At 69.5% G+C, this 19,789-nt stretch carries 15 protein-coding genes; 9 read left to right on the top strand and 6 right to left on the bottom strand.

Annotation, left to right across the window (positions count from 1 at the left end):
* Window positions 1-16: 16 nt before the first annotated feature.
* From gcvP to P3102_RS27830, 8 genes are all read left to right on the top strand, one after another.
* Window positions 17-2,857, top strand: a complete 2,841-nt coding sequence (gcvP, locus tag P3102_RS27865) for an aminomethyl-transferring glycine dehydrogenase (RefSeq protein WP_276363031.1) — start codon at window positions 17-19, stop codon at window positions 2,855-2,857.
* Between the two features lie 8 nt (window positions 2,858-2,865).
* On the top strand, window positions 2,866-3,957 hold the full coding sequence (gene gcvT, locus P3102_RS27860; protein ID WP_276363030.1) for a glycine cleavage system aminomethyltransferase GcvT: 1,092 nt from the start codon (window positions 2,866-2,868) through the stop codon (window positions 3,955-3,957).
* A 17-nt stretch (window positions 3,958-3,974) separates the two neighbouring features.
* Window positions 3,975-4,352, top strand: coding sequence for a glycine cleavage system protein GcvH (gene gcvH / locus P3102_RS27855; protein ID WP_276363029.1), 378 nt, complete (start codon window positions 3,975-3,977; stop codon window positions 4,350-4,352).
* A gap of 3 nt (window positions 4,353-4,355) precedes the next feature.
* Entirely contained in the window at window positions 4,356-5,639 is a 1,284-nt protein-coding gene (gene glyA, locus P3102_RS27850) for a serine hydroxymethyltransferase (RefSeq protein WP_276363028.1), read from the top strand.
* On the top strand, window positions 5,636-6,637 hold the full coding sequence (gene lipA, locus P3102_RS27845; protein ID WP_276363027.1) for a lipoyl synthase: 1,002 nt from the start codon (window positions 5,636-5,638) through the stop codon (window positions 6,635-6,637). The genes glyA and lipA overlap by 4 nt, the downstream gene beginning before the upstream one ends.
* A gap of 16 nt (window positions 6,638-6,653) precedes the next feature.
* Entirely contained in the window at window positions 6,654-8,027 is a 1,374-nt protein-coding gene (locus P3102_RS27840; RefSeq protein ID WP_276363026.1) for an L-serine ammonia-lyase, read from the top strand.
* Window positions 8,028-8,117: 90 nt separating this feature from the next.
* Complete coding sequence (locus P3102_RS27835) at window positions 8,118-8,828, top strand: FCD domain-containing protein (protein ID WP_276363025.1); 711 nt, start codon at window positions 8,118-8,120, stop codon at window positions 8,826-8,828.
* A 270-nt stretch (window positions 8,829-9,098) separates the two neighbouring features.
* Window positions 9,099-11,033 carry a transglycosylase domain-containing protein gene (locus tag P3102_RS27830; RefSeq protein WP_276363024.1) on the top strand — a complete coding sequence of 645 codons (1,935 nt, stop codon included), beginning with the start codon at window positions 9,099-9,101 and terminating at the stop codon, window positions 11,031-11,033.
* A 24-nt stretch (window positions 11,034-11,057) separates the two neighbouring features.
* On the opposite strand, the gene P3102_RS27825 is transcribed toward P3102_RS27830, so the two are convergent.
* Together P3102_RS27825 and P3102_RS27820 are read right to left on the bottom strand one after the other, a co-directional pair.
* Complete coding sequence (locus P3102_RS27825) at window positions 11,058-11,714, bottom strand: O-methyltransferase (RefSeq protein WP_276363023.1); 657 nt, start codon at window positions 11,712-11,714, stop codon at window positions 11,058-11,060.
* 75 nt (window positions 11,715-11,789) lie between these two features.
* Window positions 11,790-12,617, bottom strand: coding sequence for an ABC transporter ATP-binding protein (locus P3102_RS27820; RefSeq protein WP_276363022.1), 828 nt, complete (start codon window positions 12,615-12,617; stop codon window positions 11,790-11,792).
* Window positions 12,618-12,759: 142 nt separating this feature from the next.
* Here P3102_RS27820 and P3102_RS27815 point away from each other — a divergent pair, with 142 nt between their 5' ends.
* Window positions 12,760-14,076 (top strand): PLP-dependent aminotransferase family protein, encoded by a 1,317-nt coding sequence (locus P3102_RS27815; RefSeq protein WP_276371373.1) that lies wholly within the window; start codon window positions 12,760-12,762, stop codon window positions 14,074-14,076.
* Window positions 14,077-14,143: 67 nt separating this feature from the next.
* On the opposite strand, the gene P3102_RS27810 is transcribed toward P3102_RS27815, so the two are convergent.
* The 4 genes from P3102_RS27810 to P3102_RS27795 all read right to left on the bottom strand — a co-directional run bounded on the left by P3102_RS27810 (window position 14,144) and on the right by P3102_RS27795 (window position 19,743).
* Window positions 14,144-15,961, bottom strand: a complete 1,818-nt coding sequence (locus tag P3102_RS27810; protein ID WP_276363021.1) for a hypothetical protein — start codon at window positions 15,959-15,961, stop codon at window positions 14,144-14,146.
* 114 nt (window positions 15,962-16,075) lie between these two features.
* Window positions 16,076-18,049, bottom strand: a complete 1,974-nt coding sequence (locus tag P3102_RS27805) for an SDR family oxidoreductase (RefSeq protein ID WP_276363020.1) — start codon at window positions 18,047-18,049, stop codon at window positions 16,076-16,078.
* A 58-nt stretch (window positions 18,050-18,107) separates the two neighbouring features.
* On the bottom strand, window positions 18,108-18,317 hold the full coding sequence (locus P3102_RS27800; RefSeq protein WP_276371372.1) for a hypothetical protein: 210 nt from the start codon (window positions 18,315-18,317) through the stop codon (window positions 18,108-18,110).
* Window positions 18,318-18,498: 181 nt separating this feature from the next.
* Complete coding sequence (locus P3102_RS27795; protein WP_276363019.1) at window positions 18,499-19,743, bottom strand: Bcr/CflA family multidrug efflux MFS transporter; 1,245 nt, start codon at window positions 19,741-19,743, stop codon at window positions 18,499-18,501.
* Window positions 19,744-19,789: the final 46 nt, after the last annotated feature.

Here is a 19,789-nt window from a genome sequence, read left to right as displayed (position 1 = left end):
GACCCAAGGAGCTCCCTTGACCAGTACGTCCTTCGACGACCGGCACATCGGCCCCTCGGAGTCCGAGCAGGCCAAGATGCTCGCCGAGGTCGGCTACGGCAGCCTCGACGCCCTGGTGCAGGCCGCCGTGCCGTCCGCGATCCGGGTCACCCGTGACCTCGAACTTCCCCCCGCCGCGTCCGAAGAGGACGCCATCGCCGAACTCCGCGCGCTCGCCGCGCTCAACAAGCCGATGACGCAGATGATCGGCCTCGGCTTCCACGACACGGTCACCCCGGCGGTCATCCGCCGCAACGTGCTGGAGAACCCGGCCTGGTACACGGCGTACACGCCGTACCAGCCGGAGATCTCGCAGGGCCGGCTCGAAGCCCTCCTCAACTTCCAGACCCTGGTCTCCGAGCTGGCCGGTCTCGCCACCGCGAACGCCTCCCTGCTCGACGAGTCCACCGCGGTCGCCGAGGCCGTCATGCTGATGCGCCGCGCGTCGAAGGCGAAGTCGAACAAGGTCGTCCTCGACGCCGAATGCCTGCCGCAGACCATCGCCGTCGTCCGCACCCGCGCCGAGGCCATGGGCGTCGAGGTCGAGGTCCGTGACCTGCTCACCGGCCTGCCGGACGAGTTCTTCGGCGTCGTCGTCCAGTACCCGGGCGCTTCCGGCGTGCTGCGCGGCGCGGGCTTCTACTCCGCCATCTCCGAGACCGCGAAGGCCGCGGGCGCGCTGTACACCGTCGCCGCCGACCTGCTCGCCCTCACCCTGATCACCGCGCCGGGTGAGTTCGGCGCCGACATCGCCGCCGGGTCCACCCAGCGCTTCGGCGTCCCGCTCGGCTACGGCGGGCCGCACGCCGGATACCTGGCCGTCCGCGCCGGGCTCGAGCGTTCGCTGCCGGGCCGCCTGGTCGGGGTGTCGGTCGACGCCGACGGCAACCCCGCGTACCGCCTCGCCCTCCAGACCCGCGAGCAGCACATCCGCCGCGAGAAGGCGACCTCCAACATCTGCACCGCGCAGGTGCTGCCCGCCGTGCTCGCCGCGATGTACGCGGTCTACCACGGTCCGGACGGCCTCAAGCGCATCGCGGCCCGCGTCCACGGACTCGCCGCGAGCCTGGCGGAAGCCCTTCGCGCGGCCGGCGTCGAGGTCGTCCACGAGGGCTTCTTCGACACCGTCCTCGCCCGCATGCCCGGACAGGCCGAAGCGGTCGTCGCGGTCGCGCGCGAGCACGGGATCAACCTCGGCCCGGTCGACGCCGACCACGTCCGCATCGCCGTGGACGAGGTCACCACGCCCGCGATCATCGCCAAGGTGCTCACCGCCTTCGGCATCGAAAACACCGAGAACCAGGCCGAAAGCGCCCAAGCGCTGCCCGCCGGTCTGCGGCGCGAAAGCGAGTACCTCACGCACGAGGTCTTCCACTCGCACCGCTCCGAGACCGCGATGCTGCGGTACCTGCGCGGCCTGTCCGACCTCGACTACGCGCTCGACCGCGGCATGATCCCGCTCGGCTCCTGCACGATGAAGCTCAACGCCACCACCGAGATGGAGCCGATCAGCTGGCGCGAATTCGCGGGGATCCACCCCTTCGCGCCCGCGGACCAGGCCGAGGGTTACCACGTGCTGGTCGAGCAGCTGTCCGGCTGGCTGGCCGAGGTCACCGGCTACGACGAGGTGTCGTTGCAGCCGAACGCGGGCAGCCAGGGCGAGCTCGCCGGCCTGCTCGCCATCCGCGCGTACCATCACGCCAACGGTCAGGCCGAACGCGAGGTCTGCCTGATCCCGTCGTCCGCGCACGGCACGAACGCCGCTTCCGCGGTCATGGCGGGCATGCGCGTCGTCGTGGTCAAGTGCACCGCCGAGGGCAACGTCGACCTCGAAGACCTGCGCGCCAAGGTCGAGGCCAACCGCGACACGCTGTCGGCGATCATGGTCACGTACCCGTCCACGCACGGCGTTTACGAGCACGGCATCGACGAGCTGGCCAAGATCGTCCACGACGCGGGCGGCCAGGTCTACGTCGACGGCGCGAACCTCAACGCCCTGCTCGGTCTCGCCAAGCCGGGTGAGTTCGGCGGCGACGTCTCGCACCTGAACCTGCACAAGACCTTCTGCATCCCGCACGGTGGCGGCGGCCCCGGCGTCGGCCCGGTCGCGGTCCGCGCGCACCTCGCGCCGTACCTGCCGAACCACCCGATGCTGGAGAAGGCGGGCCCCGAAACCGGCGTCGGCCCGATCAGCGCCGCCCCGTACGGTTCGGCGTCGATCCTGCCGATCTCCTGGGCCTACGTCCGCATGATGGGCGGGGGCGGGCTCACCGCCGCCACGCAGGTCGCCGTGCTCGCCGCGAACTACGTGGCCAAACGCCTCAACCAGCACTACCCGGTGCTGTACACCGGCCAGGACGGCCTGGTCGCGCACGAGTGCATCCTCGATCTGCGCGGGCTCACCAAGGAGACCGGGGTCAGCGTCGACGACGTCGCGAAGCGCTTGATCGACTACGGCTTCCACGCGCCGACCATGTCGTTCCCGGTCGCGGGCACGCTGATGGTCGAGCCGACCGAATCCGAGGACCTCGGCGAGATCGACCGCTTCTGCGACGCGATGATCGCCATCCGCGCGGAGATCGACGCCGTCGCCCAGGGTCGCTGGGCCGCGGACGACAGCCCGCTGCGCAACGCTCCGCACACCGCGGAAACCCTGGTCGGTGCCTGGGACCTGCCGTACGACCGCGAATTGGCGGTGTACCCCGCCGGAGTGAACCGCAAGGCCAAGTACTGGCCTCCGGTGCGTCGCATCGACGGTGCGCGCGGGGACCGTAACCTCGTCTGCTCCTGCCCGCCGCTCAACGCCTACGAGAACTGAGGCACTTGATGTCGAAAGAGACGTCCCTGCACGGAGTCCACAAAGGACTGGGTGCGTTGTTCACCGACTTCGCGGGCTGGTCGATGCCGATCCGCTACAGCAGCGAACTGGCGGAGCACAAGGCGGTCCGCGAAGCCGCGGGCCTGTTCGACCTCTCCCACATGGCCGAGATCGAGGTGACCGGCCGGCAGGCCGCCGAGACCCTCGACTTCGCGCTGGTCGGCAACCTGTCCGGCGTCAAGCCGGGCCGGGCGCGCTACACGATGATCTGCGACGAGAACGGCGGCGTCCTGGACGACCTGGTCGTCTACCGCCTCGCCGACGAGAAGTTCCTGGTCGTGGCCAACGCGGGCAACGCCGCCGTGGTCGCGGAGGCGCTGGCCGAGCGGGTCTCCGGATTCGACGCGGTCGTCGAGGACAAGTCCGAGGACGTCGCGCTCATCGCCGTCCAGGGCCCTAAGGCCGTCGAAATCCTCGGCGCGGTCACCGACGCCGACCTCGGCGCGCTGAAGTACTACGCGAGCGTCCCGGCCGTCGTGAAGGGTCACGACGTCCTGCTCGCCCGCACCGGGTACACCGGCGAGGACGGCTTCGAGCTGTACGTCCCGGCCGGTGAGGCCCCCGCCGTCTGGCGCATCCTGACCGACGCGGGCGAGCCGCACGGCCTGCTCCCGGCCGGTCTCGCCTGCCGCGACACCCTGCGCCTCGAAGCCGGGATGCCGTTGTACGGCAACGAACTCAGTCTCCAGCTGAGCCCGTTCGAAGCCGGCCTCGGCCGCGTCGTCAAGTTCGAGAAGCCCGGCAACTTCGTCGGCAAGGCCGCGCTCGAGGAACTGTCCGAAAAGGACGTCCCCCGGGTGCGCGTGGGGCTCAAGGGCGCCGGGCGCCGTGCCCCGCGCCACGGCTACCCCGTCCTGGCCGGCGAGACCGAGATCGGTGAGGTCACCAGCGGCGCCCTGTCGCCGACCCTGGGTTACCCGATCGCCATGGCCTATGTGGACCGGGAGCACTCCGAGCCCGGCACCGAGCTTTCCGTCGACATCCGGGGCCGCGTCGAGCCCGTCGAGGTCGTCGCCCTGCCCTTCTACTCCCGCGCCTGAAAGGCCCTTGAATCACCATGAGCATCCCCCAGGACCTGAAGTACACGAAGGAACACGAGTGGCTGAACGTCGCCGACGGCGTCGCCACCGTGGGCATCACCGCCTTCGCCGCCGAGTCGCTCGGTGACATCGTGTTCGTCCAGCTTCCCTCGGTCGGCGACACCGTCACCGCGGGCGAGGTGTTCGGCGAGGTCGAGTCGACCAAGTCGGTCAGCGAGCTGTACGCACCCGTGGACGGTGAGGTCGTCGAGGTGAACGAGGCCACAACGGACACCCCCGAGCTCATCAACTCGGACCCGTACGCCGAAGGATGGCTCCTGAAGGTACGTCTGTCCGGCGACGTGCCCGCCCTGCTCGACGCCGAGGCCTACGCCGTGCTCACCCAGGAGAGCTGATCCATGACCAACGCTTCCGTGTTCAACGCGAGCCTGTCCGAGGTGGACCCCGAGGTCGCCGTGGCCGTCGCGGCCGAACTCGACCGGCAGCAGTCGACCCTGGAGATGATCGCCTCGGAGAACTTCGCCCCGGTGGGCGTGCTCGAGGCGCAGGGTTCGGTGCTGACCAACAAGTACGCCGAGGGGTACCCCGGCCGCCGCTACTACGGCGGTTGCGAGCACGTCGACGTCATCGAGCAGCTGGCGATCGACCGCGCGAAGGCCTTGTTCGGCGCCGAGCACGCCAACGTCCAGCCGCATTCGGGGGCGCAGGCCAACGCCGCCGCCATGGTCGCGGTGCTCAACCCCGGCGACACCATCCTCGGTCTCGACCTCGCCCACGGCGGGCACCTGACCCACGGGATGAAGATCAACTTCTCCGGCAAGCTCTACCACGTCGTCGCCTACCATGTCGACAAGGAGACCGGGATCGTCGACGTCGAGGAGATCGAGCGCCTCGCCAAGGAGCACAAGCCGAAGCTGATCATCGCCGGCTGGTCGGCGTACCCGCGTCAGCTCGACTTCGCCGAGTTCCGCCGCATCGCCGACGAGGTCGGCGCGAAGGTCATGGTCGACATGGCACACTTCGCCGGTCTCGTCGCCGCGGGCCTGCACCCGAGCCCGGTGCCGTACGCCGACATCGTCACCACGACCACGCACAAGACCCTCGGTGGCCCGCGCGGCGGCATCATCCTGTGCCGCCAGGAACTCGCCAAGAAGATCAACTCGGCGGTGTTCCCCGGCCAGCAGGGCGGTCCGCTGGAGCACGTCATCGCCGCCAAGGCCGTCGCGCTCAAGATCGCCGCGGGCGAGGAGTTCCGCGAGCGTCAGCAGCGTGTGCTCGAAGGCGCGAAGATCCTGGCCGACCGCCTTTCGCGCACGGACTGCGCCGAAGCGGGCGTCCGCGTGCTGACCGGCGGCACCGACGTGCACCTGGTGCTCGTCGATCTGGTCAACTCCACTTTGGACGGTCAGCAGGCCGAAGACCGGCTGCACTCGGTCGGCATCACGGTCAACCGCAACGCCGTGCCGTTCGACCCGCGCCCGCCGATGGTCACCTCGGGCCTGCGCATCGGCACCCCGGCGCTGGCGACCCGCGGCTTCGGCGCGGAGGACTTCGCCGAGGTCGGCGACATCATCGCCGAGGCGCTGCGCCCGGACTTCGACGAGGACCTGCGTCAGTCGCTGTCCGCCAGGGTCGAACTCCTGGCCAAGAAGCACCCGCTGTACGCGGACCTCGACCGATGAGCGCGGTCCCCGAGGGGCGCAAACTTCTCCGGCTCGAGGTTCGGAATTCCCAGACCCCGATCGAGAAGAAGCCGTCGTGGATCAAGACTCGGGCGCGGATGGGGCCGGAGTTCACTGAGCTCAAGGGTCTGGTCAGGCGTGAGGGCTTGCACACTGTGTGTGAGGAGGCGGGTTGTCCCAATATTTATGAGTGCTGGGAGGACCGTGAGGCGACGTTTTTGATTGGTGGGGATCAGTGCACGCGTCGGTGTGATTTTTGTCAGATCGACACCGGTAAGCCCGCTGAGCTGGATCGCACCGAGCCGTGCAAGGTCGCCGAGAGTGTGCAGGCGATGGGTTTGCGTTATTCGACGGTGACCGGTGTGGCGCGTGATGATCTGGAGGATGGTGGTGCGTGGCTGTATGCGGAGACCGTGCGTCAGATTCACGCGTTGAATCCGGGTACGGGTGTGGAGTTGTTGATCCCGGATTTCCATGCCGTTCCTGGTCAGTTGGCTGAGGTGTTCGGTTCGCGGCCTGAGGTGCTGGCGCACAATGTGGAGACGGTGCCGCGGATTTTCAAGCGGATTCGGCCGGGTTTCCGGTATGCGCGGTCGTTGGAGGTGATCACGCGGGCTCGTGAGGCTGGTTTGGTGACGAAGTCGAATCTGATCCTGGGGATGGGTGAGACGCCGGAGGAGGTGGCTCCGGCGATGAGGGATCTGGTCGAGGCGGGGTGTGAGATCCTCACGATCACCCAGTACCTGCGGCCCTCGCCTCGGCATCACCCGGTGGACCGGTGGGTCAAGCCGGAGGAGTTCGTGGAACATTCGCAGGCGGCCGAAGCGTTGGGGTTCGCGGGTGTGATGGCGGGGCCGCTGGTTCGTTCGTCGTATCGGGCCGGTCGCTTGTTCGCGCAGACGAAGGCTCACCGCGGTGAAGCGCTGTCGGAGAACCTGGCCCACCTCGCCGCCGAAGGACCCGCCGCCCAAGAAGCCAGCTCACTGCTGGCCAGATAGGAAGGAGGGCAGATCAATGGCGATCAGCGTCTTCGACCTGTTTTCGATCGGCATCGGTCCCTCCAGCTCCCATACGGTGGGCCCGATGCGCGCCGCGCTGACCTTTGTGGACGGTCTGGCCGCCGACGGTGAGCTGACGGCCACGACCCGGGTCCAGAGCGAGCTTTTCGGCTCGCTCGGCGCGACCGGGTTCGGGCACGGCAGTGACAAGGCCGTGCTGCTCGGGTTGTCCGGGGAGCGTCCGGAAGAGATCGACACCGGCACGGTGCCCGGGAAGATCGCGGAAATCCGGGAATCCTGTCTGCTGAAGCTGCGCGGTGAGCACGAGATCGTGTTCACCGAGGACATCGATCTGACCATGCACCGGCGGAAGTCGTTGCCCGCGCATCCGAACGGGATGATCTTCCGCGCGTTCGACGCCGACGGGAAGGTGCTGCGCGAGCGGACCTACTACTCGGTCGGCGGCGGGTTCGTCCGCGACGAGTCCTACGAGACCGACACCGTCGTCGTCGAGGACTCGACCAAGCTGGAGTTCCCGTTCCGCACCGGCGCGGATCTGCTGAAGCACTGCGCGGACACCGGGCTGCCGATCAGCGAAATCATGCTGCGCAACGAACTCTCCTGGCGCACGCGCGAGGAGGTCCGCGCAGGCCTGCTGGAGATCTGGCAGGTCATGGTGGAATGCGTGCGCAACGGCTGCGAGCACGAAGGTGTCCTGCCGGGCGGGCTGAAGGTGCCGCGCCGCGCGAAGGCGTTGCACGAGAAGCTGCTCGCCGAGGACGGCGTCGGCGACCCGCTGTACGCGATGGACTGGGTGAGCCTGTACGCGCTGGCGGTCAACGAGGAGAACGCCGCGGGCGGCCGCGTCGTCACCGCGCCGACCAACGGGGCGGCGGGGATCATCCCGGCCGTTCTGCACTACTACCAGCGGTTCATCCGGGGCTCGTCGGACGACGGCATCGTGACGTTCATGCTCACCGCGGGCGCGATCGGCTCGATCCTCAAGCAGACGGGCTCGATCTCGGGAGCCGAGGTCGGCTGTCAGGGCGAGGTCGGCTCGGCCAGTGCCATGGCCGCCGCCGGGCTCACCGAGGTCCTCGGCGGCTCGCCCGCGCAGGTGGAGAACGCCGCCGAGATCGGCGTCGAACACCACCTGGGGCTGACCTGTGACCCGGTCGGCGGGCTGGTGCAGATCCCGTGCATCGAACGCAACGCCGTGGGCGCGTCCAAGGCGGTCCACGCCGCGCGGATGGCGATGCGCGGTGACGGCTCGCACGTCGTGACGCTGGACAAGGCGATCAAGACCATGCGGGAGACCGGCGCCGACATGAGCGTGAAGTACAAGGAGACCGCGCGCGGCGGCCTCGCCGTGAACGTCATCGAGTGCTGACCTCCTCCGCAATTCGGCACCTGATTGCGATGGATGCGTGCGCAAGTACCGCAACCAGGTGCCGAATTGCGGGCGGCCTAAACTCGGGTGGTGGAGTCGAAAGCGGGTGACGCGCTGTTCCGCCCGGTGCGCGCGGGCAACGCCTTCGAGGAAACCGTCGAACGGCTGCTTCAGGCGATCCGGCTCGGTGTGGTGGGCGCGGGGGAGCGGCTGCCGTCGGAGCGTGAACTCGCCGAACGGCTCGGAGTCAGCCGGGTGACGCTGCGCGAGGCCATCCGCGCACTTTCCGACGCGGGCTACGTCGAGTCGCGGCGTGGCCGGTACGGCGGCACGTTCGTCAACGACGTCCTGCCCGACCCGCCCGCCGCCGACGGGCGGAAGGTCGACAACGCCACCCTGGAAGACGCGCTCGGCCTGCGGCACGTCCTGGAAACCGGCGCCGCCGAGATGGCGGCTTCGCGCTCCCTCAGCCCGGCCGACCGGCAGCATCTGACCAGCACGCTCGCCGAGGCCGCCGCGGCCGACGTCGGTGACTACCGGCGCAAGGATTCGCGGCTGCACCTGGCGATCGCCGAGGTCACCGCGTCCGGCGCGCTGACCACGGCGATGGCCGACGCGCGGACGCGGGTCAACCAGCTGCTCCACATGATCCCGCTGCTCGAACCGAATCTGGAGCACTCCAACGCCCAGCACGAGGCCATCGTCGACGCGATCCTCGCCGGCGACTCCGAGGCGGCCCGCCGGGCGATGGCGGAGCACGTCGAAGGGACGGCTTCACTGCTTCGCGCGTTTCTCGCCTGAGGTCACTCGGCTTTGCCGTTCCAGCGGCTCGTGAAGGCCCCTATCCCGCGGCTCAGCGGAAGGAACTCGACCTTCACACCTTCCTCAGTACATGAAGGACCCCTTCCTGTACTTAGGTGCAAGGAAGGGGTCCTTCACGTACTTCTGGCAGGCGAGCGTGCGGGTCCAAGCGAGACTGGCCGCATTTCGTCACCTGAATGCGATGGTGTCCAGGACACGATTCGGTGATTTTCCCACAACCTTTTCACTCGTTCGGTCGTCTTACCTGGCGTGGAAAACCCGGATGAGGCAGTCGCACCCGAGTCGGAGACCACGGCCACCCCGGAGGCGAAAGGGAAGCAGCGCAGGTGGCGCCGGATCGCCGCCTGGACGCTCGGGCTGCTCATCGGCATCCCGGTGGTCGCGTTCGGAGTCGCGTACGTCTTGCTCGACGTCCGCAGTCCGGAAGAGGTGCTGGCCGGCCTCGACAAGACCGTCGTCCTGCAGAACGCCGACGGTTCCGAACTGCTCAAGGTGATTCCGCCGGGCGGCGACCGGCTGTTCGTGCCCTATGACGCCATCCCCGCGAAGCTGCGCGACGCGATCGTCGCGACCGAGGACCCGACTTTTTGGGACAACGAGGGCTTCGATCTCACCGGACTCGGCCGCGCGCTGGTGACCGGCGTCGGCGGCGGCTCGGGGATCACCCAGCAGTACATCAAGAAGTCCACCGGCAACGAGGACGCCACCCTCGCCCGCAAGTTCTCCGAACTGGTGCTCGCCACGAAGATCACCCAGCAGCAGACGAAGAAGGAGATCTTCGAGAGCTACGTCAACATCATCTCGTTCGGCCGCGGCACCTACGGCCCGGCGTCGGCGATGAACGCCTACTTCGGCCGCGAACTCGACGACTCGATGACCTGGAGCGAGGCGGCCTTCCTCGCCGGCATGATCCAGTCACCGTCGGTGCACGACCCGTACGCCTCCACCCACCAGCACGCCATGAAGCGCTGGTCCTACGTGGTGAACAAGCTCGTCGCGCGGGGTTACGTCGGCCAGGCCGAAGCGGTCGGCCTGACCTATCCGGAAGACGCGATCCAAGCACCTTCGGAGACCCGCGCCGGCCGCGTCACCTACGAGAAGTACCACGTCAAGCAGCAGGTCCTGGCCGAACTGGAGCAGGTCGGCTACCCGTTGGACCGGCTCCGCGGCGGCGCGATGAGGGTCGAGACGACCCTCGACCCGCGTGCCCAGGCCGAAGCCGAGAAAACGGTCAAGGAGCGGTTGCAGGGGCAGCCGGCGCACTTCCGGGCGTCGCTGGTCGCCGTCGAACCGGGGACCGGCGCCATCCGCGCCTACAACGGCGGTGGCTGGAGCGTGCACGACTACGCGGGCACCCCGTACGGCACCGGCTCGGCCTTTCAGCCGTTCACGCTCGCCGCGGGGCTCGAACAAGGCGTCGACGTGGACGAACCGATGAAGGCACCCGCGCAGGTCGATTTCCTCGGCGAGACCTTCAAGTTCCAGGACCAGTGCGGAGAAACCGGCAAATGCACGCTTCGGGAAGCGATGGGCCGGGACGCCCGGGGACCGTTCGTCGAGTTGGCGAGGAGGCTCGGCGCGGAAACGGTCCGGAACGGCGCCCGCGCGGCCGGGATCCCCGAGGCCGTCGACGGCGCGGTCACCCTGCGCGAGAAGGACGGGTTCCTGATCGGACCCGGGATCGCGGTGGGCCGGTATCCCTTGCGGCCCAGTGACATGGCAGGCGCCTACGCGACCTTCGCCGCGGACGGCCTGCGTGCCACCCCGCATCTGGTGTCGAAGATCCGGGACGAGAACGGGGAAACCGTCTGGGAAAGGTCTTCGGACAAGACGCCCGCGTTCAAGGGTGACGAGGCGCTGAGCCGCCGGATCGCCGGGACGATCAGCCAGGTGTTGACCACCGGGCTGAAGGACCGTCCGGCGGCGCTGAAGACGGGCGACTTCCGGTACGACGAGACGGACGACAACGCCGGCGGCTGGGCGGTCGGGTACACGCCGCAGCTCGCGACCGCGGTCTGGGTCGGCTCCGACGAACCACGCCGGATGCGGGACGCCGCCGGGGAGAAACTGGCCGGCAGGACGATCCCGGCGCAGCTGTGGCAGCGCTTCATGAACGGCTTCCATCAGGGACTGCCGGTGCGGTGGCCGGTCTCCGCGACCACGGCGGCGCCCCGCCCGCGCTGACGCGGCGGTCACGCGAAACGGTCGCTAGGACGTCACGAGGACGACGGTCAGCCCGTCGTATCCCTTCTTGCCGACGGTCTGCAACGCGGTCGCGTCGACCCGCGGTTCGGCGGTGATCAGTTCGTGCATCCGCCGGAGCCCTTCGATCTCGTCGGAGGTGTTCGCCGGGTCGGCCACCGCACCGGCGCGGACGACGTTGTCGATCACGATCACGCCGCCCGGCCTGGTCAGCTTCAGCGCCGCCTCGAAGTAGGCCGGGTTGTTGACCCGGTCCGCGTCGATGAACGTCAGGTCGAGCGGGCCTTCGACGCCGGGCAGCAGGTCCAGTGCTTCCCCGATCCGGATGTCGACGAGCTCGCCGACACCGGCGGCGTCGATGCTCTTCCGCGCGACCTCGGCGAATTTCGGGTGGTACTCGAGCGTCACGAGACGCCCTCCGGGTGGCAGGGCGCGGGCGAGCCAGATGGTGCTGTAGCCGCCGAGCGTGCCGATCTCCAGTATCGACCGGGCGCCGATCATCCTCGCCAGCAGATGGAGCAGTTTGCCTTGGTTCGGCGCGACGGCGATCGACGGCATCCCCGCCTCCGCCGAAGCGGCGAGTGCCCCGTCGAGGGTCGGATCGGCCGGGATGAGCGCGTCGAAGATGTACTCGTCGACCTTGGACCAGATTTCCTGAGTCATGGAACCTCCTCGAGCGAACTTAACGCCGTCGGCCGGTCCCGAAAACATCCATCGGGGCGGCCGCCCTGCCGAACCTCAAGCGGCGCGACGGACCGCCTTCGGGATGACCAGTGGGGTCCCGGTCTCGGGGCACGGCATGACGCGGCAGGGCAGCTCGAAGATCCGTTCGACGTTGGCGGCGGTGACGACGTCTTCGGGCGCGCCTGTCGCCAGTACTTCCCCGTCGCGCATCGCGATCATGTGCGTCGCGTACCGGGCGGCGTGGTTGAGGTCGTGCAGCACCGCCACCAGCGTCCGGCCCTGTTCCCGGTGCAATTGCGCGCACAGGTCGAGGATGTCCATCTGGTGCGCGATGTCCAGATAGGTCGTCGGCTCGTCGAGCAGGAGGAGGTCGGTCTCCTGGGCGAGCGCCATCGCCATCCACACACGCTGCCGCTGGCCGCCCGACAGCTCGTCGACCAGCCGCTCGGCGAGGTCGTCGACCCCGGTGGCGCGCAGGGATTCCGCGACCACGGTGGCGTCCTCGCGGGACCACTGGCGCAGCAGCCGCTGATGGGGGTACCGGCCACGCGCGACGAGGTCCGCGACGGTGATGCCGTCGGGCGCGATCGAGCTCTGCGGCAGCAGGCCGAGCCGCCGGGCGACCTCCTTGGCGGGGAACGAGCTGATCACCTGGCCGTCGAGGAACACCGAACCCTGGTGGGGTTTGAGCATGCGCGCGAGCGCGCGCAGCAGGGTCGTCTTGCCGCAGGCGTTCGGGCCGACGATGACGGTGAACGACCGGTCGGGGATGACCACCCCGAGGTCCTGGGCGACGGTCCGGCCGTCGTAGGCGAGTGTCAGCGCGTCCGCGTGCAGGCGGGACGTCGTGGTCTGCTCGGTGACGGTTTCCACGGTCTTCACACAGGTGAGGCTAACCTAGGACTCCGCTGTTGTGGTGTTCCGCAGGTCGCAGTCGGCGCACGACGAGTGTCGATGGCATCATCGCCAGTGCGCTATCCCCAGTGCAATCGCGTGAAGGCACTCGGTGCGATCGAAGGACGGCATGGAGGACTACCGGCTGGTCGCGGACGAGATCTCCGCGGACGTCGAGGCGGGCAGGCTCCGCCCTGGTGACAGGCTGCCTCCGCAGCGGCGGTTCGCTCGCGAGCGCGGAATCGCCAACTCGACCGCCGCCCGGGTCTACGGCGAACTCGTCCGGAGAGGCGTCGTGGTCGGCGAGGTCGGCCGCGGCACGTTCGTCCGCGCCGGCAGGCCACCGGTGGAGACCGCGCTCGCCGAACCGGGCGGCGCGACGGTCGACCTCGAACTCAATTTCGCCGTCTTGCCCGGGCAAACGGCGCTGATCGGGAAGGCGCTGGAGCCGCTGCTGCGTGACGACGTCCTGACGGCGGCGCTGCGGCCGGGAAGTGTGTCCGGTTCGAAGCAGGCGCGGGACGCCGCCGCCGGACTGTTCGCGAAGGACGGCTGGGCACCGGAAATCCTCTTCGCCGGGAGCGGGCGTCAGGCCATCGCGGCCGCCATCGCCGCCTTCGTGCCGATGGGGGAACGGCTCGCCGTCGAGGCCATCACGTATCCGGTGGTCAAGGCGCTCGCCGGACGGCTCGGCGTCCAGTTGGTGCCCATCGAGACCGACGACAGGGGGCTCGTTCCCGAGGCACTCGAAGCCGCCTCCGTTCGCGCGCTGTACGTCCAGCCGACGCTGCACAACCCACTCGGGTCCACAATGGACGAAGCGCGGCGCGTCGAGCTGGCGGAGACCGTGCGGCGGATGGACATCCCGGTGATCGAGGACGGGATCTACACCTTCCTCCGGCCCGAGGTCCGTCCGTTCGCGGCGTACGCGCCGGAGCGCACCGTGTTCGCCGACAGCCTGTCGAAACGGCTCGCCCCGGGGCTGACCACCGGATTCCTCGCCGTTCCGGCGGAATGGACGGATCGGCTGGCCGCGGCCGTCCGCTCGGGTGGCTGGGTCGCGCCACGGCTCGCCGTCGAAGCCGCCACCCGGTGGATCACCGGCGGCACCCTGGAAACCGTCGAACGGGCGAAACGGCTCGACGCCGCCGAACGCCAACGGGTGACGGCGGCTCGGCTGGCCGGCTTCACGGTGCGTGCCGATCCGCAGGCGTACCACTGCTGGTGGGAACTGCCCGAGCACTGGCGAGCCGAGACCTTCGTCGCCGCGGCCGCACGGCGCGGGATCGCCGTCACCCCGGCGGCGGCGTTCGCCGTCGTCCCCGGCCACGCCCCGAACGCGGTGCGGCTGGCGGTGTCCTCGCCGCCTCTGGAGACGCTCGGGACCGCTTTGGACGTCCTCGCGCGCCTCGCTTCCGGCCGCCCCGAGGACGCCGGGGTCGACTGACCCCCGCAATTCGTCACCTCCTTGCGAGACGTGGCGCGCGACCATCGCAAGGAGGTGACGAATTGCGTCAGGGGCGCGGTGCCCACTTGCCGATGAAGCTGCCGCACGTGACGGTCCGCCCGGTGAGCCGCGCTCGTAGCGCGTTCTCCAGCCCGAGGTAGTCGAAGATCGGCGCGTCGCCCTCGACCTCCGCGGGCACCGGGCCGCCCTTGGCCAGGGCCTGCATGCTCACGGTCTGGAAGAGCACCAAGTAGTCGCCTTCGCGGTTGAGCTCGTCGGCCCTCGCGAGCATGCGTTGCGGGGCGTCGGCGACGATCTCCAGCGGCAGCGGCCATTCCAGCGGAAACGGGTTGCGCAGGCCGAAGGCGGGATAGGCGAACGGGTTGTCGGGCAGGACCGCCGTACGCCCCGCGGGGTAGCGTGTGACGCACTCCTGGATCTGGGAGATGTAGGTGAACGTGCCGGGATTCGTCCGGACGCCGCGCATCGACGAGGTCACCGTGCCGAGGTCACCGGTCAGTTTCTCGCGCGCCATGTCGAGATACGCGGCTTCGTCGTGGTGCACGACCACGGCCCACCCCGACGCCAGCACGGCGACCAGGCCCGTCGCGGTGGCGCCCACCGACGCGATCCGGCGAGGCGGATCCGGCAGCGGGGGCAGCGCGTCCGACAGTTCGAGGATCGCCGTCAGCGCCAGCGTTCCGGTGAACAGCGTCGGAGTGTCGTTCCCCCAGGACAGACTGGTCATGAAGCCCGTCGCGAAGACGAGTGCCCCCATCATCGGGAACCGCCGTTTCGCGGCCCAGTTCACCAGCAGCGCGACACCGAGGATCCACCAGAGGACGTCCGCCCAGCGCGATGCGCCGGTGAAGTGTCCATCCACGACGGTGCCGACCACCACCGCCACACCCATCAGGAGGAACAGTCGCGCGAGGACCGCTCCGGCGAATCCGGCGCGCTCACGGAAGACCCCGAGCAGGGCCAGAAACACCCCGACGATCGTGAAGAAGGTCAGGCCGCGCACCGGCGGCCGCAGCAGGGTTTCGGGATTTCCGAGCCACAGACCGAGAAGTCGCTCGCCGTACGCGGGCAGACCGCCGGTGAGCTGCTCGGCCATCGGGCCGAGCCCGCCGTCGACCGTGACGATTCCGACGTAGAAGACCAGAAAAGCGCCCAGTGCCACCAGATCCCCGGCCAGGCGCCGCCACCAGCGGCCGGTGCGGAACGCGCCTTCCCGCAGCGACGGGTGCAGCAGCAGCCAGCACAACGCGATCAGCGGCACCGGCGCGAAACTCTGTTTGACGAACACCGCGGTGCCCAGCAGCACGAGGCCGAACCGCCGCGGCCACGCCTTGCCGTTGCGCAGCCCCGAATCCAGCGCCCAGGCACCGCAGGCGGTCAGGAAGATCCCGTCGATCGTGTGCCACGCCATCAGCGGGAAGGCGTTGAGGTTCAGCAGCGACGCGGCCGCCGTCAGGCCGGTGAGCCCCGGCCCCCAGTCGCGGACGCGGCGGCGGGTGACCAGTACGGCGAACGCGATGGTCGCCAGGATGATCTCCAGCATGCTGAGCACGCTGGAGACGAAGAACAGCGGGCCCGGCAGCACGAAGTCGACGATGTGCAGATACGCCGAACCCAGCGGCCGTGCGGAGATGATGTCGGCGTGCGGGACCTCGCCGTGCCGCACGCGCCAGGCCTGGGCGAGGATGAAACCCTGGTCCGACGGGTGGAAACCGAAGCGCCCCACCCGGAGTTCGGTGGCGACGGCGAGCGCGATCACCCACGTCGCGTGCAGCGAAAGCCGGAGCACTGTCCTGGACGGACGCGCCGATGCCGTCCTCGTGGCGTCCGGTCCGGTCGTCAGCGGGGGACTGGCGACGTCCACACTGCCCCTTTCCCTCCTCGTCCTGCCTCGGCCCGAGTCCGCCGACCCCCGGCGTATCGGAAACCGATGGTAGCGGCCGGGGGCGCGCCCCGATCGTGCCCGGCGGCGAGGACGTCAGGGGCGGCGGCGCCAGACCAGCCTGGTGACCGCGCCCGCCACCGAGGCGAGTGGCGCCTTCCGGGGCAGGCCACGGGATTCCGGCGCCGACTCGGGCATCGCGCGATAGACGAGGTGGGCGAAGAACCGCGTCGTCCTGGGTGCGACGAGCGTCACGAGTTCGGCGGCCGTGCCCTCGGGCAGATTCAGGATCTCGGGCCGTTTCTCCAAGGCCTTCACCACGAGCGCGGCGGCGCGTTCGGGGGAGCTCGACGGCATACCGCGATAGGACCCGGTCGGCGCGATCATGTCGGTGCGCACCAGCGGCATCCGGACCGACGTGAAGGTGACACCGTCGGAAAGCGTTTCCCTGCCGGCGGTCAGCCCGAACTCCTCCAGCGCGGCCTTCGAAGCCAGGTAAGCGGAAAACCGCGGGGTGTCGGTCTGGAGTCCTTGGGTGGTCACGTTGACGACGTGGCCGAACCCGCGCGCGGTCATCGAGGGCAGCAGGCCGAGGGTCAGCCGCACGGGGCCGAAGTAGTTGATCGCCATCGTGCGTTCGAAGTCGTGGAACCGTTCGGTGGACAGCGAAAGCGACCGCCGGATCGAGCGGCCCGCGTTGTTGACCAGCATGTCGACGGCGCCGTGCGCGGCCAGCACGTCCTTGACCAGTGCGTCGACCGCGTCGCCGTCGGTGAGGTCGCACGGATACGCCGCCGCCTTCCCGCCCGCCGCGACGATCTGCTCGCGGACCTCTTCGAGTTCGTCGGCGCGCCTGGCCACGAGGATCACTTCGCCGCCCTTCGCGGCGACGGCCAGCGCGGACGCGCGCCCGATACCCGACGAGGCGCCGGTGATCAGGACCTTGCGGCCGTCGAGTGGTTCCGGCCCGCGGCGGCGGCGGCCGCGATCGGGATCCAGGTGCTCGAGCCAGTACCGATAGAGCGGACCGGCGTACTCCGTCAGCGGGGGCAAGGTGATTCCGCTGCCTTCGAGCGCGGCTGTGGTCGCGCTCGTGTCGAAGTCGACCTCCAGGCTCAGGTGAGGCAGGACTTCGGGCGGGATGCCGAGTTCGGTCAGTACCGCCGCGCGGGCCGAACGTCCGCCGGGAATCCGGTCCAGCCCGGCCGCCGCGGTTTTCGCCAGCCGGGTTCCGGTGCGCTTCAGCACCCCGGACGGCCGAACGGGAAGGACGGCGGAGATCTTCGGCGCGCCCGCGGCTCGCGCGAAGGCGTTGTAAACCTCGTGAAGCGGCTGCGGGCGGGGCGACGCGAGGTGGTAGGTGCTGCCGCTGGGCGCGTCGACGTGCATGAGGTGTTCCATCGCTTCGACGACGTAGTCGACCGGCACGATGTTCGTGGCGCCGAGATCCGGGGCGGCCAGTGGAAGACGGCGCGGCAGCGCGGCGAGCCGGGAGATCGCGGGGAGGAAGTAGTACGGGCCGTCGATCTTGTCCATCTCGCCGGTCCGCGAATCACCGGCCACGGCGGAGGGCCGGTACACCCGGAACGGCGTTTTCCCGTGCCGTCGCACGAGTTTCTCGGCCTCGAACTTCGTCGCGTGGTACGGCGACGCGAAGCTCTGGCCGAGGTCGAAGTCGGCTTCGGTGAAGCGCCCGGCGTACTGCCCGGCGACCGCGATCGACGAGACGTGGTGGAAGAGCCCGGCCTTCGCGGCGGCGGCGAACTCCAGGACGTGGCGAGTGCCGTCGACGTTGGCCGCGCGGTTCGCCGCTTCGTCCGCGGTGAGGTCGTAGATCGCGCCGAGGTGCACGACGTGGTCGAGGGGACCGAGGTGGGCGGGATCGATGCCCAGCGAGGGTTCGGTCAGATCGCCGGTCACGGGAACGAGCTTTTCGTGGCTCGGGAGTTTCCCGCGGGAGGTCTCCCGCACGAGAACGTGGACGGCGACGGTCTCGGGTCGCCGTAGCAGGCGGGCTACCAGGCGTTTGCCCAGAAAACCCGTCGCGCCCGTCACGAAGTAGGTGGTCATGGCCGGCTCCTTCCGAACAGGGCCGACTCTACCTACTCGGAAGTAGGAACGGTAGTTGTCATCCGCTGTGGTCCGGATGTTCGGCCACCGCGACCACGGCGTCGCGGAGCGCGGCACGCAGGCGCCCCACGTCCAGCGGCCCGAGCACGGCGGCTTCGCCGGGCGGCGCCACGAGCACGATCTTGTCGCTGCTCACGAACACCGTCACGTCCCGGCGCCTGCCCGCGAGATCCCGGCAGCCGACCGACCATTCGTCCCGCGGTGCCAACATCCTCATCCTCCCGTGTCCCATGTTCTCCCTTTCTCGTCCGAGGCTGGGACGGGGCCGTTTCGGGCCCGTGACGCGGGTTGGCCGACATTCCTACTGATGGGTTAACCGATCCTCCGCCTCGGCACCGGCTTCCGGCGCCGCGTGCGGAACGGTCCTTTCCTCGCTGCTCGTCAGCGGGTCAGGACTCCTGGGCGACCAAACCCCGCGAAGACCGCGTCATGGTCCCGAAGGCCAGCAGCGCGAGCACGCCGAAGGCCGCCATCGTGATCCCCATCGGGACGGCGGTACCCGCGCCGCCCAGCCCGACCAGCGGCGTCGCGAGCCCGCCGACGACGAACTGCAGCACGCCCAACAGCGCCGACGCCGAACCGGCGGACCGCGCCTGCTCGGCCAGCGCCAGGGAGCTCGCGTTGGGTGCCACCATGCCGATGCTCGACACCAGGATGAACAACGGGATCAGCAGCCCGATCAGGCCGAGGTCCAGCACCGCCGCGGCGAGTACGCCGAAGCCGGCGACTGCCGCGACGACGAGGCCCACGGTCAGCAGGGTCCGTTCCGGGAAGCGGCCGACGACGCGCCCGTTCAGCTGTCCGACGGCCACGATGCCGATGCCGTTGAGCCCGAACACCAGGCTGTACGCCTGCGGGCTGAGACCGTAGACGCCTTGCAGGGCGAAGGACGAACCGGAGATGTAGGCGAACAGGCTGCCGAACATCAGCCCGGAGGCCAGCGCGTAGCCGAGGAAGCCGCGATCGCGGAGCAGGCTCGCGTACTTCCGCAGCACCGAGCCGAACCGCGCGGGCGTGCGGCGCTCCTCGGGCAGGGGCTCCGGCAGCAGGAAGAAGACCACGACGAGCAGGATCGCGCCGAAGACGGTCAGGCAGACGAACACGCCACGCCACGAGGTCCAGTTGAGGATCTGGCCGCCGATGATCGGCGCCAGGATCGGGGCGAGGCCGTTGACCAGCATGAGCAGTGAGAAGAACTTCGTCATCGCGGTGCCGGAGTACAGGTCGCGCACGGTCGCCCTGGCGATCACGATGCCCGCGGCCGCGCCGAAGGCCTGGACACCGCGAGCGGCGATGAGCAGGTCGGCGGTCGGGGCGAAGGCGCACAGGATCGAGCCGACCAGGTAGAGGGCGAGGCCGGCGATGAGCGGTTTGCGACGGCCGATCGCGTCGGACAGCGGTCCGAGGACCAGCTGGCCGAGGGCGAGTCCGATGATGAACGCGCTCAGCGTGAGCTGGACGGTCGCGTCCGCCGCGCGCAGTTCACCCGCCAGCTGGGGCAACGCGGGCAGGTACATGTCGATGGACAGGGGCCCGAAGGCGGACAGGCCGCCGAGGATCAGGACGAATCGGGCGCGTCCGGTCGTGCTCGGCCGCAGGACGGGTTCTTCCACTCGCTCGGGCGCGATGGTCATGCTCTTCCTCTCCCCAGGGGTGGTTCCGCGGACGACAACTTGCTTA

This window comes from Amycolatopsis sp. QT-25, assembly GCF_029369745.1.
Taxonomy (GTDB): Bacteria; Actinomycetota; Actinomycetes; order Mycobacteriales; family Pseudonocardiaceae; genus Amycolatopsis.
Note: the sequence above shows the minus strand (reverse complement) of the source record. Positions and strands in the feature narration are given on the sequence as shown.